The 16,387-nt window shown below is 41.1% G+C and carries 12 protein-coding genes and 1 tRNA gene; 12 read left to right on the plus strand and 1 reads right to left on the minus strand.

The features are described 5' to 3' along the window. The 9 genes from ACH2DQ_RS29810 to ACH2DQ_RS29850 all read left to right on the plus strand — a co-directional run. A partial coding sequence (locus tag ACH2DQ_RS29810; RefSeq protein ID WP_395028883.1) for a DUF6363 domain-containing protein occupies positions 1-105 on the plus strand: 105 nt, incomplete at its 5' end. 15 nt (positions 106-120) lie between these two features. Further along, positions 121-621, plus strand: a complete 501-nt coding sequence (locus ACH2DQ_RS29815; protein ID WP_394912259.1) for a YqeG family HAD IIIA-type phosphatase — start codon at positions 121-123, stop codon at positions 619-621. Between the two features lie 5 nt (positions 622-626). Further along, the gene (locus ACH2DQ_RS29820; protein ID WP_394912258.1) at positions 627-797 is read left to right on the plus strand and encodes a DUF6783 domain-containing protein; all 171 of its coding nucleotides are present in this window, start codon (positions 627-629) and stop codon (positions 795-797) included. Positions 798-824: 27 nt separating this feature from the next. Then, positions 825-1,895, plus strand: a complete 1,071-nt coding sequence (locus tag ACH2DQ_RS29825; RefSeq protein WP_394912257.1) for a M24 family metallopeptidase — start codon at positions 825-827, stop codon at positions 1,893-1,895. Between the two features lie 97 nt (positions 1,896-1,992). Continuing rightward, the gene (gene efp, locus ACH2DQ_RS29830) at positions 1,993-2,550 is read left to right on the plus strand and encodes an elongation factor P (protein ID WP_027296600.1); all 558 of its coding nucleotides are present in this window, start codon (positions 1,993-1,995) and stop codon (positions 2,548-2,550) included. An 86-nt stretch (positions 2,551-2,636) separates the two neighbouring features. After that, complete coding sequence (locus ACH2DQ_RS29835) at positions 2,637-3,854, plus strand: fibronectin type III domain-containing protein (protein ID WP_394912256.1); 1,218 nt, start codon at positions 2,637-2,639, stop codon at positions 3,852-3,854. Positions 3,855-4,061: 207 nt separating this feature from the next. Further along, positions 4,062-4,976 (plus strand): DUF5688 family protein, encoded by a 915-nt coding sequence (locus ACH2DQ_RS29840; protein ID WP_394912255.1) that lies wholly within the window; start codon positions 4,062-4,064, stop codon positions 4,974-4,976. A 451-nt stretch (positions 4,977-5,427) separates the two neighbouring features. Further along, positions 5,428-5,500 (plus strand) — tRNA-Arg (locus tag ACH2DQ_RS29845). A gap of 65 nt (positions 5,501-5,565) precedes the next feature. Continuing rightward, a complete protein-coding gene (locus ACH2DQ_RS29850; protein ID WP_394912254.1) occupies positions 5,566-6,507 on the plus strand; it encodes an SH3 domain-containing protein in 942 nt (313 codons plus the stop codon). Between the two features lie 45 nt (positions 6,508-6,552). On the opposite strand, the gene ACH2DQ_RS29855 is transcribed toward ACH2DQ_RS29850, so the two are convergent. Further along, positions 6,553-7,470 carry an AraC family transcriptional regulator gene (locus ACH2DQ_RS29855; RefSeq protein ID WP_394912253.1) on the minus strand — a complete coding sequence of 306 codons (918 nt, stop codon included), beginning with the start codon at positions 7,468-7,470 and terminating at the stop codon, positions 6,553-6,555. Positions 7,471-7,608: 138 nt separating this feature from the next. On the opposite strand from ACH2DQ_RS29855, the gene ACH2DQ_RS29860 reads away from it, so the two are divergent. From ACH2DQ_RS29860 to ACH2DQ_RS29870, 3 genes are all read left to right on the plus strand, one after another. Next, complete coding sequence (locus tag ACH2DQ_RS29860; protein WP_394912252.1) at positions 7,609-8,664, plus strand: peptidyl-prolyl cis-trans isomerase; 1,056 nt, start codon at positions 7,609-7,611, stop codon at positions 8,662-8,664. A gap of 93 nt (positions 8,665-8,757) precedes the next feature. Then, positions 8,758-11,196, plus strand: coding sequence for a discoidin domain-containing protein (locus tag ACH2DQ_RS29865; RefSeq protein WP_394912251.1), 2,439 nt, complete (start codon positions 8,758-8,760; stop codon positions 11,194-11,196). 15 nt (positions 11,197-11,211) lie between these two features. After that, positions 11,212-16,239: a fibronectin type III domain-containing protein gene (locus ACH2DQ_RS29870; protein WP_394912250.1), complete on the plus strand. Its 5,028-nt coding sequence runs from the start codon at positions 11,212-11,214 to the stop codon at positions 16,237-16,239. The last annotated feature ends 148 nt before the right edge of the window (positions 16,240-16,387 follow it).

The raw sequence follows: 16,387 nt of genomic DNA on the forward strand, positions 1-16,387 counted from the left end.
TCCAGAGTAGAGAGCGACAAGAAGGTACTCAATGATTTCTACCGGCATGGATATGAACAGATGGAAGCACAATATGAGGATCTGCTTCGTTTCCTGGAAAAATAGAAAGCGAGGTCAAGGATGTTTGAACGATTCTTCCCAGATGATTATCTGGATTCCACATATAGCATAGACTTTGAAAAATTATACAGGGAAGGCTGCCGGGGCGTATTATTTGATATTGATAATACCCTGGTACCCCATGGCGAGCCGGCAGATGAAAGGGCGAAGAAATTTTTTGCCCATTTGCGGGATATGGGCATGAAATACTGCCTGATATCCAACAATCAGCTGCCCAGAGTGAAGCCTTTTGCAGAGGAGGTAGGAGCACTTTTTATTGAGAATGCCCATAAGCCCTCCAGGAAAAATTATGAGAAGGCAATGCAGTTGATGGGAACTACTTCCAAAAATACTGTTTTTGTAGGGGATCAGCTGTTTACAGATGTATATGGAGCCAAAAGAACTGGAATTCCGAATATTCTGGTAAAGCCGATTCACCCCAAAGAAGAAATTCAGATCGTTTTAAAAAGATATTTGGAAAAAATCGTATTACATTATTATAAAAAGAGCAAACTAAAATAAGTTTAGTGCTGCCATGCAGTGCTAGAGCCTGTTTGAAAATTCATTCCTGCCATCTGCACGCCCCGCTTAGTGGCATATTTGCCCCGAACAAAGGGTACGTAGTACGATTGTCGCCCTTCATCCGGGACAAATCTTCCCAAAAGTGTGACTCACAGCTGCCAGAAAGCAATTTTTAAACACGCTAAAAACGATGGAGGTAAAACATGTTCCGTGAGGAGTTAAATGCAGTATTTAAGGAAAAAATGATAGAAGCTGTCTTAGTATCTGATGGTTACAATATGCGGTATCTCAGTGGTTTTCGCGGCGCAACGGGTTATCTTTATATCACGTCCAAACGCCAGGTGCTGTTGACCGATTCCAGATATACCACTCAGGCAAAAGAGGAAGCTTTGGAATTTGAAGTGATTGAGATTTCTAATCAGAAAGGCTATGGGGCATTCATCGGGGAAATGACCAGGGCAGATGAAATTAATGCAATCGGATTTGAAAACGATCATATGATATATGCGGATTTTATGAAATTGAAGGAAGCATGCAGTGAAGAACTGTGCTGGAAAGGTATGGGGGATTCACTGAACAGACTTCGTATTGTTAAGAATGAAAAGGAATTATCCTGTATGGAAAAAGCGCAGTCCATCGCAGACGGTGCTTTTTCCCATATCATAGAAATTCTGAAACCCGGTATGACGGAGCTTCAGGTGGCGGCTGAATTGGAATTCTACCTGAAGAGCCATGGCGCCAATGGAACCAGTTTTGATACCATTGCAGCTTCCGGTATTCATTCTGCAATGCCTCACGCAATGCCGTCCAATAAAGCAATTGATCCTGGTGACTTCCTGACGATGGATTTTGGCTGTATTTATGAAGGATATTGTTCAGATATGACCAGGACCGTAGTGGTAGGAAAAGCCAGCGCCAAACAAAAAGAGATCTATCAGATCGTTCTGGAGGCACAGCTTGCGGCACTGGATGTCATAAAAGCGGGAATGAGGGGCAGCGAAGTGGACAAGGTGGCAAGAGATGTAATTGAAAAAGCCGGATACGGAGAATACTTCGGACATGGTCTTGGTCACAGCGTTGGCTTGTACATTCATGAAGAACCCAGGCTTTCTCCCAAGTGCGATGAAGTGCTGAAAGAGAATGTGATTGAGACGGTAGAACCCGGCATTTATATACCGGAATTTGGCGGCGTGCGCATTGAAGATATCGTAATCGTTAAAGAAAACGGCTGCCAAAATATGACCCATTCAACAAAAGAATTGCTGGAACTGTAAAAAATAGTTGAAAAAGTATGGATTATATTATAAAATAGACTAAACTATGGGAATATGCAAGATTCCTGTGTTGTCAATATGAAGGAGGAATATCAATATGATATCAGCAGGAGATTTTAGAAACGGTGTAACATTAGAAATAGATAATAACATCGTTCAGATTATCGAATTCCAGCACGTAAAACCAGGTAAAGGTGCAGCGTTTGTTCGAACAAAATTAAAAGACATTATCAATGGCGGTGTTGTGGAAAAAACATTCAGACCAACTGAAAAATTCCCGCAGGCAAGGATTGACCGCGTAGATATGCAGTATTTATATTCAGATGGGGATTTATTCCATTTCATGAACGTTGAGAATTACGAGCAGATCGCATTAGCACAGGAAGACATCGGTGATTCTTTAAAGTTCGTAAAAGAAAACGAAATGGTTAAAATATGTTCTGTTAACGGAAAAGTATTCGCAGTAGAGCCACCTTTATTTGTGGAATTAGAGATAACAGATACAGAGCCTGGATTCAAAGGTGATACAGCACAGGGAGCTACAAAGCCGGCAACTGTGGAAACAGGAGCTATTGTATATGTACCGTTATTTGTTGAACAGGGAAATAAAATCAAAATTGATACCAGAACAGGGGATTACTTGTCCAGAGTATAGTTATATTGTGTAATTCTTAGATGAGAAAGGTGGTTGCCTTTCTCATTTTTGGAATAAATAAAAACACAAGGAGGAAGATTTAATTTATGAGTGAGAAAAAGAGTTTTTTTGTAACTAAGAAATTGTTTACGGTTGTTGTGCTGTCATTTTTGTTGACAATGATGTTTGGAATGAGTGTATTTGCTGCGCCTGCGGCGCCGTCAGGGCTGAGGCAGACATCGGCATATACAAGTTCTGCTAAGGTAGAATGGAATGCGGTGATGGGTACAAGAATATATTATGAAGTTCAATATTCAGCAGACAAAACCTTCAATAAACCATATTCATACAAGACCTCTTACCCGAATATGTATAAGAATAATCTAAGTACGGGAAGTACATATTATTTCAGAGTCAGAGCGTATGAAGCCGAAAACCCCAATGATGTTAGTGCATGGTCTCCATCTTTTGAAGCAGTGACCGTACCTGACAAAATAAAGACAGATAGTTTGAGCCAAAGTTCAGCAAAGACAAACAGCATATCACTAAACTGGAGTCCGGTAACCGGAGCCACCAGGTATCAGGTTTACAGAGTAGATGGCTCTGCACAGATTTATGCAGCGACAACAACTAGCCCATCTGTTACCATTGGTAATTTAAAAACGGGAACAAACAACTACTTCAGGGTATATGCAGAACGTGTATCAACATCCGGATATGTAGCGAGAAACGATTCTTCAGCTTATATCTATGCAAATACACTGCCGGGAACAGTTACCGGAATTAAAGTTACTAATAGCTATCCCTATTCAAATAAAGCTGCATTGGCATGGAATCGAGCAGATAATGCTAAGGGTTATCAAATTGCTGTCTACAATATGAAAAATAAAAAGACAGGAAAAACATTAAATGTTAGCGGTAACAGCTATAACACCATTAAGATGGACCAGAAATCATTCTATAAAGTGAAGGTCAGAGCATATATTCAGTTGAATAACGGGAAGAAGATTTATGGTAACTGGGGCAGCACCTATGTGGCAAATCAGCAGATCGTAAAAGTTCGAAATATATCAGGCGGATTAAAAGCAACATGGCCAAAAGTGACCGGTGCTACAAATTACACAGTTTATGTTTCCGATAAATCAAAAAAAGGTTATAAAAAAGTTTCTACAACAAAGTCAACGAGTTATACTTTAAAGAAATTCAAAAGTAAAAGCTTGAAAAAGGGGAAAAGTTATTATATCTATGTTGTAGCAAATAAAAAAGTCAAGAGTAAAACTTATAAGAGTGTACCGCAGTATAGCTTTTATCAGACTTACAGATAAGCAACCATCAGCAGGTGTCAGGAGTGATCACAGATCTTCAGTCACCTGCTTTCATCATAAAAAAATAAAATATCACTTGCGTCAAACTAAAAAATATGATACTATAAGTGATATAAAAATTCTAAATGCATTCATTTTCTCGATGCGTTCGCATCAAATTTTCCATTTAATTTTTATACAATACTAATTTAAGAAAGGGTGGTTCGATTGAATTACGAAGAATTTATTTGCTTTGTGCAGAAAAAAGTACAGACACAATTGGGAAAGGAGGTGCGCGTTGAACTGCATCAGATCACGAAAAATAATGATGTTCAACTGGATGGCTTGTCAATTGTGGAAACTACAAAGAGTATTTCCCCTACAATATATCTGAATGATTATTTTAAGGAATATCAGTGCGGCACAGCCATGGTACAGATTATTGACAGTATATTAAGTATCTACCAAAATAATAAAATCAAAGTTCCGCTAGATACGGAATTCTATACGGATTATATGCGTGTTAAAAATAACATTGCATGTAAAGTTATTAACTATAAGAAGAATACCGAATTATTAAAAACAGTTCCCCATGTGCAATACCTGGATCTGGCAATTGTATTTTATTATTTTTTAAAGAGTGATACACTGGGAACCGGTACAATTTTAATCCATGACAGTCATTTGAAAATGTGGAAGATCACAAAAGAAATCTTATATGAAACAGCCAGAAAAAATACGCCTGCCATGCTTCCGTTTGAATTTAAAAGTATGGAAGAAGTGATGGAGGATATAGAGGAGGGGGATTTGGAAGATGAATTTTCAGATGTTATGGAAGTTCAGGAAGAAGATGATGACCGAATCCCCATGTATGTGCTTTCTAATAAAGAGAAGACAATGGGGGCAGCATGTATCCTGTATGACTCAATTTTGACCTTAATCGGAGAGCGCCTGCAGGATGATTTCTATATTCTTCCAAGCAGCATACATGAATGCATCGTGGTCCCCAAGAATATACGGACAACGAAAAAGGAACTGCAGGAAATGGTGAGAGAGATTAATGACACCCAGGTAATACCGGAAGAGGTTCTTTCCAATGAAGTTTATACTTATACCAGGGAAATCCATCGATTAGCGCTGTAGACATGCAGTCTTGTAAGAGCCGGTATCATCGCAGATTTTGCCGGTTCTTAAATAAACAAAAGAGGACATAAAAAGACAAAATGTGTGTTGGAAAACATATTCAATAACAAATCCTTTACTTTTTCCATCTTTTATGATAATATGTAATAAGTGCTTTCGTAAGAACTAAAAATACAGGTGGCTAGCCAGTATATTTTACACCTTATGTCAGCCAAAGTAAACCTTATTTACACCTTATAAACGATACTTTGTAAGATTTACACTTTGTTTACACCTTATATATTTGTTTTACACAGAAGTAATGCTTATAATTACGTAGACATGCAGTGTGTAAAAATCAAAAGAATTTGTGGGTTTTAGGGTGAAAGGGATCTACGAACCTTGAAAACCAATGTTTATAAGGAAAAGCATGTGTTATTTAAAAGCTGTTTAAAGGTTTGCAGATGAATCAGCACTCGTAGCTCAGGGGATAGAGCAGTGGTTTCCGGTACCACGTGTCGGGGGTTCGAATCCCTCCGGGTGCGTTTTTTTTGCTCTTGTGGCAGCCGAATAATTGTAACACAGATGTAGAAAAATGGAGGTAAGTATAGTGGGTAATTTTAGAGAATGGTTATCTGATAATCTAAGATATATCTTACTCGGCTTAGCAGTTATTTTGATTCTGGTGATTGCAGTATTTGCGGTGAAGCTTGTCAGTGGACTTGGAAATAGCGATGGGGCAAATTCTGTTAAAACAACGGAAAGTGAAACGAAAAAAGAAGTAATAGTAGAATCGAATGCGGAGACTGAGAATAAAAGCAATGATTTAGTACAGAATGATCCAAAAGTGTTGGAAACAGTACAGGCTTATTATACGGCTATGCAAAATAAAGATATTGAATCATTAAAGAAATTAGTTCCCAACTTAACGGCTGAGGAAGAACAGAAGATTCAAAACAACAATCTGTATGAAAGTTACAATAACGTAACCAGTTATTCAAAAAAAGGACCAGTAGATGGTTCCTATGTAGTTTATGTAATTTACGACTGTAAGGTATTTAATTATGAAACCATGGTACCGAGTCTGGTACGCCTGTATTTACAGACGAACACGGAAGGAAGCCTCTATGTATCTGATTACAAAGTAGATGAGGCAACTGAAAAGTACGTGGAAGACATGGCAAATGATGCAGATGTTAAAAAATTAATTGAAGATGTAAATCAGAAATACCAGCAGGCTATCGATTCCAATGAAGATTTGAAAAAACTGGTGGATGAAATTGGATCGCCTATGACGGAGTCCAATATTCCTGACAGTAGTGAAGCTGGTGTGGAAGTAAATAAAATAGTAGCGGCTAATACCGAATGTAATGTAAGAGCAGATTCAACAGAAGATGCCGACATACTAGGTGTTCTAAGCGAAGGCGAAACAGTGACCAGAGTGAAAAAGCTGGACAATGGATGGTCAGAAGTCCGCTATGCTGGCGGTACCGGTTATGTTATGAGTGATTTCCTCACAGAACAGACTGGAAGTACAGAAGCAGCACAATAAAAGAGATTAGTTTAAGGAACGGCAAAGGCCGTTCCTTTTTTTGTCCTATTCATTAAAATCATGTTTCAGCATTTTCTTATACTTATAAGGGGTAATCCCAATAATACTGTTAAACAGTTTGGAAAAATGCTGAGAATCTTTCAGCCCGATCTGGCTGGCAATCATAGTGAGGGACATATCCGTAGTTGTCATTAAATCAATAGCCTGATTAATTCGGTAAATATTGATATAATTGGATATGGTCAAATTCATCTGTTTGAAAAAAATTTCACTGAGATATCGGGTTGAGATGCCTAATTTATCCGAGATGTCACCAATTAAAATTTTAGAATCGTAATGTTTATGTATATAGGATAATGTAAAGGAGACATAGCGGTTTTGCCTAGGGGCATAGTGTTTGGAAAAAGAGAAATCCATATCAAGTGTTTCTAAAACAGAGATCAGTAATTCAGTTATGTATAAATTTGAATAAGACCGGGAGAAAAAATGGTCTTCCTGAGTGCTGGTAATTATTTTTTCAATCAGGGAAGCCATTCTTTCCGTAATTTTTGCTTTGTAAAATACGTTACAGCAATAGTAAAGGGAAGATATCATATCAATCGCATCATCCGGATTGCTGCTTCCGGTAGTATTCAGATATAATTCCTGGAAATAGGTTGGGTCAAAATGGATGTGGTTAAAGGTACAGGGTTCTTTGCAGGTAAGATAAAAAGAGTGAACAATATTTGGCATAATAATGACAATATCATCTTTTTCACAGTTAATAATCTGATTCTTGATTTCCATGCTGCAGGCCCCTGAGGTCAGCTGATATACTTCTATGCTTTTATGGATATGTTTTGCAAAAGTATAAAAATTTTCACGGTGTTGTTTGACAGCGCTTATGATCGCCTGGTCCGACAGAACAAACCGTGTTTCTGATCCAGTGGCGGATTTTGTGTTTGCGTAAGTAGTGTAGTACATAAAAATCTCCTTGTTCCGGATTATACAAAAAATGCCTGAAAATAAACAGGTTTTAACAAGCAACGTTATTATACAAATGATATAATATTTACAAAGATGTGTCAATGAAATTGTGGAATATAACTAGGAGGCTATGGCATGAAGAAGAAATTGTGGATAGGGATACCAATTATATTGCTGATTGTAGGATTTGCAATTGTTATAATTTATAATCAGACAGGTTTTCAATTAAAAATAAATGGAGAAAAAATTGACAAAGAAGAATATCTGGATACGGTGAATGAGCAAATAAATGAGGTGAGCCAGTATTTTTATGAAAAAGCAGGAATTACACTGAAAGGGGATTCCTGGGAGAAAGAGATTGAAGGTGAGGTTCCTTACCGTGTACTGACCGACCAGGTAATTGAGCAGTTAAAGTATTCTGCGGCAGTTTTCGATTTGGCAAAAGAAAAGGGTTACATAAAAGAAACCGGGTATCAGGCGCTGAAGAAGAGAATGGAAGACGAAAACGAAGCCAGAGCCAATAAAATAAAGAAGGGGGAACCCGTCTATGGGCTTTCCAATTTCTCACTGAAATTGTATAAAGAATATTCTATGGATGCAATACAAAAACAATACTGCTCTGATCTGGACAACGAAGGAATGAAAGTTACAGATGAGGAGAGACAAGTCTACTATGACCAGCAAAAGGATAAAATATTTCGTCAGAATGATGATATAACATTGGAATTTATAAAAATAGAGTACCTGGCATCGGGAATGGATGAGGCGCAGTACCGGAATTTAAAGGATAAGATGACAGAACTCCACGGAAAAATCAGCGATAAGGAGCAACTGTCCGATTTGATACAGAGAGAAGAGCTGTTAATGCCTTATTATACCCATCAGGAATTATTGTCCGGGGATATAGGGGCTTACAGCAGAATAATGGGAGATGTACTGGATTATGCAGCAGATTTGAAAAAGGGGGAAGTTACCAGGGTCATTGATGAAAATGGAACTTTGTATCTGATTCAATGTACAGACCGGAATGTAAATGATTATTATCCTCTGGACGCGGTAAAAGATAATATCAATAAAAGTCTCAGGGAAGCCAATTATGAAAGTATTCTGACGAAGAAGGCTGCAGGTTATGAAGTCCTGGGAAATATGGACCGGATCTATGCTTATACAAAGCAGCAGGTAATGAATTAAAGGTGGATAAACATTTTTTCCGTATGCAGGAAGCACTGTGTCTGGAAAAGATAGTTATCAATAAAAATTTAATGGAAAGAAAGGAGTAAGAGGATGAAAAAGAAATTTTTATCGTTCATGCTGGCAGTTGCTCTGGTATGCAGTACTCAGGCATTTAATTCCATGCCCTATGTAAAAGCAGCAGAGACAGCCGACGTGGGCACAACCTACTATATAAGCAGTAGGAATGGAGATAATGGAAACAGTGGTACTTCAGAAAGAGAAGCATGGGAGACTTTAGACAAGCTTGAAAATGTAACCCTGGGTCCAGGGGATTCTGTATTGCTGGAATCGGGATCCATATTCAATGGATTTATTCATTTACAAAATGTGGGAGGTACACAGGAAAACCCCATTACCATCAACAGCTATGGAGAAGGAAATAAACCGGTGATCAACTGTAATGGTGAAGGAGTCTGGTACCAGGACTATGGAAAAGCAATGGATAACAGCGGACACAGAAGCAGCGGATATGTTTCTTCCGCAATTTTGCTTTATGATGTGGATTATGTAGAGATCAGTAACCTGGAAATCACAAACATATCAAACGATTTTGATTATTTTGGAACAAATGTGAATAAAGCGTCCGGCAGAATGGATCGTACCGGTGTGGCTGGAATTGCAAAAGACGGGGGAACCATGGAGCATATTTACCTGGATAACCTCTATATCCACGATGTTTCGGGGAATCTTCAGGACAAGCATATGAACAACGGCGGAATCCAGATGAATGTTCTGAAACCGGAAAATGAAGAAGCAACCGGTATTGCAAGATATCAAGATGTAAAAATCAGCAACTGTTATGTGAAGGATGTCTCCAGAGCAGGGATAGTGGTAGGTTATACATATCAGCATGATAAGTTTGGCGGAGCAGCTCTGGCAGATGAAACGGTGAAAAAATACGGGCATACCAATCTGGTTCTGGAAGGAAATTATGTTCAGAATGCGGGAAATGATGCCATCGTTGCCATGTATGCTTACCGTCCGATGATTCAAAATAATGTATCCGATACGGCAGGTGTGGACCTGGATGACGGATATGAGGGATACTGGCAGTCCTTCTGTGCGGCAATTTGGCCATGGAAGTGCAAAGATGCAGTTTTCCAATACAATGAAGCATTTGACACAGTGGGTGAAGGAAACGGTGACGGGCAGGCATGGGACATTGACTGGTCGGACGGTACCGTATACCAGTATAACTACAGCCATAACAATGGAGGCGGTTCCATGCTGATCTGTCTGAATGAGGCCTATAACGGAACATTCCGGTATAATCTAAGCCAGGATGATTTGAAATGCCTCATCACATTCCAGGGCAATCCGCTTGCTAAAATCTATAATAATGTATTCTATGTGGGAGGGGATCTGGAAACGGCAATCCACCATCCGGCAGCAGGCAAGCGAAGCGGAGCCGGGTATCTGGCTAATAACATCTTCTACAATGTCAGCACAAATAAAAAAGTCAGTGATGATGGCTGGAACCCTGGTAATAACAAAACATTTGAAAATAACATCTACTATGGTTACAGCGAAGAAGGAATGCCGGCTCTTCCGGAAGCGGATGCAATCACGGCAGATCCGAAATTTGAAAATCCGGGAAGTGCTCCCGTCACTGTTCAGGCAGGCGGGAAGGTTCATGACAGAAGTGCCTTTGCAGGATATAAAATCGCGGACGATTCCCCAGCTGTAAATGCCGGCGTATATATTCCTAATAATGCATCTCAGGATTTCTTTGGAAATCAGTTGACGGGAATTGTACCTGATATTGGCATTCATGAAACAACTGTGGAAGAACCTGTTTCATTAAAGGTATATTCAGACCGTTACCTGGTGCAGGATCAGGATATCCAGAATGTGCCAAAAGGTACAACAGCAGAGGAATTCTTAAAAAATATCAAGGCATCTGCAAAAGCGGAGTGCAGGGTAATGAAAGGCTCTGAACAGGTTGCGGCAGATACGGCTGTAACAGAAGAGATGGTATTAAAGGTAATCAATAAAGACAATGAGCAGGAGACAAGTACCTATAATATACATGTGGTAAAAGTATATGCCGAATATGCCACAGAAGGAATGACAGCTTCAGCAGGGAGCTTTCAGCCAAACAACGCCACAGAAGGAAATCCGGCTTATGTACTGGATGATAATATGAGCACAATCTGGCATACGGCATGGAGCGGATGTAACAGAAGCGAAGCATGGATCCAGATTGATATGGGTAAAGAACAGCCGGTAGGCATGCTGAAGTATGTGCCCAGAAAATCAGGCGGGGTAAATGGAATTATTACCGAATATGAAGTTTCCGTCAGTACAAACGGCACAGACTGGACAAAAGCTGCTACAGGAAGCTGGGATAACAATTCTGAGATAAAATATGCAGAATTTCCATCGGTAACTGCCAGGTATGTAAAGCTCTGGGCAAAAGATTCCAAATCACAGGAAGCCGGAAAAGTTTTCGCATCTGCAGCAGAAATCCGGCTTGGATATGAAGAATAAGGGGGTGTGAATACGATGAAAAAGAAGATCTTATCAATGCTTACGGCACTGGCTGTCATTGTTTCCAGTATTGCACCGGGGATAACAGTAAGTGCGGCAGCTGATCAGGAGGCCGGGACAGGTACGACCTATTATGTCAGCACATTAAATGGAAAGGACAGCAATGACGGAACATCGGAATCGAAGCCTTTCTATAGCCTGCAGAAAATAAATGAGCTGTCCTTACAGCCAGGAGACCGGGTGCTGTTAGAATCCGGTTCGGAATTTACAAATGGATATCTGCATCTCTTCGGACAGTCCGGCTCGCCGGAAGATCCCATTGTGATTGATAAATATGGTGAAGGAAATGATCCGGTAATCAATACAAACGGACAGGGAATCTGGTACCAGAACTATGGGCAGCCCCTGGACAGCGCAAGCCATGTCTATACTGGCTATGTATCGTCATCTATTTTATTGTACGATTCCGAATATATTGAGATCAACAATCTGGAAATGAGCAACCGGGGACCGAAGATTGAAACCGTGTATAACAGCCAGAAGGTTATGGAACGAACAGGAGTAGCTGCGGTTGCCCAGGATAAGGGAACGGTAGATCATATCTACCTGAATAACCTGAACATACATGATGTAATCGGAAATGTGTATGACAAGCACATGAACAACGGTGGTATCTATTTTACGGTATTTAAGCCAAACGATGAATCCAAAACGGGGATTTCACGTTATGAAGATGTAAAGATAGAAAACTGTATGGTAGAAAACGTAAACCGCTGGGGAATTGCCGTGGGATATACGGCATATCATGCACAGTTTAACAATACGGCAATACCCGACAGTGTCATTGCCAAATATGGTTCAGGAAATGTGGTGATCCGGAATAATTACGTGAAAGAGCCAGGCGGAGATGCAATTACCACCATGTATTGTGACCGTCCGTTAATTGAGTATAACGTATCGGAAGGGGCGGCAAGACAGATTAACGAAACCGACTATTCTGCAACTTCAAGCGGCAGAGTGGCGGCAGCGATCTGGCCATGGAAATGTAAAGATGCAGTATTCCAGTACAATGAAGCCTTTGACACGTATTTCAACCAGGATGGACAGGCGTGGGATGCAGATTCCGGCGACGGAACACTCTATCAGTATAACTACAGCCACAATAACGGAGGCGGATGTATCATGTTCTGTCTGGGACAGGCATATCAAAATACCTTCCGCTATAATATCAGCCAGAATGACCTGGCAGGCGTGATCAATGCGCCATCCCAGCCGGATGCCCATATTTACAACAACGTCTTCTATGTGAAAGACGGTGTTCCGTTTATCCGTCCGGGCATGACTGGCGGTGTGATGAATTTGGAAAATAATATTATATACTATGCCGGTGAGCAGGCAAGAACAGAAAACTGGACATTAAACGGAACCAGGGCAAGCTATAGCAACAACTTATATTATAACTATGCCAATTTACCGGCGGACGATGAGAATGCGGTAAACGTAGCAGCGGGAACGCCAGTGTTTGCAGATCCGGGAAAAGCACCATCCACTACAAACGGCACAGCAAATCCCCATCATGATCCCACACAGGAAACTGTATTTGACGGATATAAACTGGCTGAAAATTCACCTGCCATCAATGCCGGAAAATTCATAACGGATAATGGAGGAAAGGATTTCTACGGGAATGAAGTAACCGGAACACCGGATATTGGAGCTTATGAATCCGCTTCTGTCAGTCTGGACCTGTATTCCTCTGTTTATACCATTGCAGAGTACAAGATCAGCGGGCTGGCTAAGAATACAACCGTAGATCAGTTCTTAGGTAACTTATCTTACGATAAGAAATTAGAGGTACAGGTATTTGACCGGGAAGAGCAGGAACTGACCGGAGACGATATTGTGACAGGCGGCAGCAAGCTGGCTTTATCGAATGGCAGCCAGACGGTAGAATATACGGTAACGGCAAATACCGATAACAGTATCCATGATTCAGTATTTGAGTTGAAAGACCAGACAATTTATGTGCCGATGACGGAAAAAGCAACTGTTTCGGTGGTAGACATCATCAATGGAATTACTGTAAATGATACGGCAGCTATAAAAATTTATCAGAATGATGCCGAAGTAACCCAGGGAAGCGCAGCAGATGGCATGATCCTGAAAGTAATTGCAGAAGACGGCTCCGAAGCAGAGTATACACTGGCTGCTAAAAATGAATACCAATGGGCAAAAGATTTTGTAGAGGCGAAGCAGGGGAATGTATGGTTTGCCCAGCAGAAAGAAAATAATGAATACAGCAATATGACTGTATTTGATAATACTTATGCCACCTGGAATGGAAAGGATTATGCAGTAATCGGTCTGGAAGGAAACCGTGGACAGCAGACGGCAGATAAGCGTGGATTATTCTGCGATGCTTTGGCAGTTTCACAAAGGGGCCAGGGATACTCCGCAGCCTACCGGTCACCAGTTAACGGAAATATTATCCTGTCATTTAAAGATATGGGGGATAAGAAGAACGCATTTCTGCGTATGGCAACTACAGCCGATCCCAACACAGGATCAGATGTCTTCCTGACTATAACTAAAAACGGAGTACAGATCGGAGAGCAGATCCAGATTCCAAATGACGGAACCGGTGTGGAAATTGCTCCGGCTGAGATTCCGGTAGCAAAAGGAGACTATATCCGATTAGAAATTAAGAACATCGGTGCACAGAATGCCAGCAAGAGTTCTGCATACGTTACACCTGTCATTACTTATACAGATCCGGCAGAAGCGGATACCCAGGCTCCGACCACTCCTGAAAATATCAAGGCAGAGGAAGTTACCGATACATCCGCTTCCATCAGTTGGAATGCTTCCACCGACAATGTAGGCGTTAAGGGATACGAAGTAAAAAATGGAGATGAACTTTTAAAGGATATCACCGAGGGAACAAGCACCATCCTGGATGGACTGACTCCATCTACGGATTATACCTTAACGGTAACTGCATATGATGCGGCAGGCAACAAATCACAGCCTGGAAGTGTGACCTTCCGGACCAAAGATATGGAAGATACCCAGAAGCCGTCAGCACCTGCAGAAGTCAGAGCTGATGATATCACAGATACAACCGCAATGATTTCCTGGACCGCTTCGACTGACAACAAAGGTGTAGCAGGATACCGGATTAAGAATGGAGAAGTGATCCTGAAAGATCAGGTGACTGATACACAGGCACAGCTTACCAATCTGAACTCTGGGACCGCATATGTAATCAATGTAGTGGCTTACGATGCAGCAGGAAACGAATCAGATCCGGGAACCGTATCCTTCACAACACTTGGGGAACCGGAAAATCCGGACACTGAAAAGCCATCCATACCTGCAGATGTAAAGGCAGAAAATATTACAGCAGCAGCTGCTGACATTTCCTGGACAGCTGCAACCGACAATATTGGAGTGGCTGGTTATAAGGTTATGAAACAGGATACGCTCTTAGCAAATGTAACCGAGGGTACCAGTTATTCGTTAACTGGACTGACTCCCCAGACAGCGTATACCATAGATATCATTGCATACGATGTCGCAGGAAATGAGTCAGATCCGGGAAGTGTTACATTTACAACCCTGGAGCTAAAAGATGATGAAGCGCCGTCAGCACCGGAAAATGTAAAAGCAGATCCCGTTGGGCAGACTACGGCATGGATCAGCTGGAATCCATCAAACGATAATGTAGGTGTGGCAGGATATGAAGTGAAAAATGGCGGCACCATTCTGGCAGATGTAACAGAGGGAACCGGTGTGGAAATAAAAGACCTCCTGCGCGGCACGCAATACACCATCAGTGTTGAGGCATACGATGCTGCAGGAAATCGTTCGGAACCGGGAATGGTAGACTTCACCACATTAAGAGCAGATGCTTCCGGCTTAAATGCAAAAATTAGCGAAGCACAGGCAATTAAAAATGATGGAGGCATCTATACAAAGAGCAGCTATAGAGATTTACAGGCAGCCATTTCAGAGGCAAAAGAAATCGCAGGAAATAAAAACAGCAGCGACGAAGAAATCAGGGCAGCAATAACCCGGTTAGAAAATGCAATGAAGCTTGTGAAAGTAACACTGACGTTAAACATGGCCAAGGCGGAAATGGAAGCCGGTGATATGCTGCAGCTCACATCATCCACAAATGAAGTGGAAACTGCTGTCACCTGGAGTTCCTCCAATGGAAAAGTAGTAACGGTAGACGCAAAGGGTATGGTAAAAGCAGCCGCAGCTGGAACAGCCGTAGTAAAAGCAAACCTGGGTACCATCAGTGCAGAGTGTACCATCACGGTAAAATCCAGACCGGCACCAGAACCGGGACCGACGCTGACACTGAATAAGAGCAGCGCAACGATTTATACCAAAGGAACCACGTCTGTTCGATTAACTGCGAAAGTGACAGGTCCAAGTAAAAAGGTCAGCTGGAAATCCGGTGATACAAAGATCGCAACCGTGAAAAACGGTAAAGTAACGGCAAAAAAAGCCGGGAAGGTAACGATCACCGCTACGGCAAATGGTATCCGCAGGACATGCCGGATTACTGTAAAAAAACCGGCATTAAAACTGACCAAAACAAAGCTTACCCTGTATACAAAAGGGAGAACAACTGCAGAAATAGGCGCAAAGATAACCGGTTCCAGTAAACGAATTGTGTGGAAAACCAGCAATAAGAAAATCGCAACGGTGAAAGGCGGTAAAATTACCGCCAAAAAAGCTGGCAAAGTAACAATCACTGCAAAAGCGAACGGAATTACAAAACGCTGTGAAGTAAATGTGAAAAAGCCAAGCCTGAGCGTAAAAGGCAGTACGGCAGTAAATCTGAAGAAAGGAAAAAGTGCGAAAATATCCGTAAAGGTGAAACCCGCCGGAAAAATCAGATTTCAATCCAGCAAGAGTAAAATCGTGTCCGTAAGCAGTAAAGGCGAGATGAAAGCGCTGAAAAAAGGAAAAGCTGAAATCACCGTATCCTGCTATGGAATAAAGAAAATCATAACAGTTCATGTAAATTAAAAGAAGCATAAACAGTAAGAACGTTGTGAATGGCTGAACGAAGCAGAACGGATGTGTTATGTGATTTCAAGAATGATATATTCAGGTTACTGCAAAACAGAGAGATGGATCCTCATCTATCTGTTTTTTTGTTGTGCATAAGCTTTTT

This window comes from Robinsoniella sp. (assembly GCF_034124845.1).

What these genes read in the sequence shown, in the direction of transcription:
- efp (WP_027296600.1), top strand. Translation starts at nt 1,993, where the DNA reads ATGATATCAGCAGGAGATTTTAGAAACGGTGTAACATTAGAAATAGAT.
- ACH2DQ_RS29865 (WP_394912251.1), top strand. Translation starts at nt 8,758, where the DNA reads ATGAAAAAGAAATTTTTATCGTTCATGCTGGCAGTTGCTCTGGTATGC.
- ACH2DQ_RS29825 (WP_394912257.1), top strand. Translation starts at nt 825, where the DNA reads ATGTTCCGTGAGGAGTTAAATGCAGTATTTAAGGAAAAAATGATAGAA.
- ACH2DQ_RS29855 (WP_394912253.1), bottom strand. Translation starts at nt 7,470, where the DNA reads ATGTACTACACTACTTACGCAAACACAAAATCCGCCACTGGATCAGAA.
- ACH2DQ_RS29835 (WP_394912256.1), top strand. Translation starts at nt 2,637, where the DNA reads ATGAGTGAGAAAAAGAGTTTTTTTGTAACTAAGAAATTGTTTACGGTT.
- ACH2DQ_RS29815 (WP_394912259.1), top strand. Translation starts at nt 121, where the DNA reads ATGTTTGAACGATTCTTCCCAGATGATTATCTGGATTCCACATATAGC.
- ACH2DQ_RS29870 (WP_394912250.1), top strand. Translation starts at nt 11,212, where the DNA reads ATGAAAAAGAAGATCTTATCAATGCTTACGGCACTGGCTGTCATTGTT.
- ACH2DQ_RS29860 (WP_394912252.1), top strand. Translation starts at nt 7,609, where the DNA reads ATGAAGAAGAAATTGTGGATAGGGATACCAATTATATTGCTGATTGTA.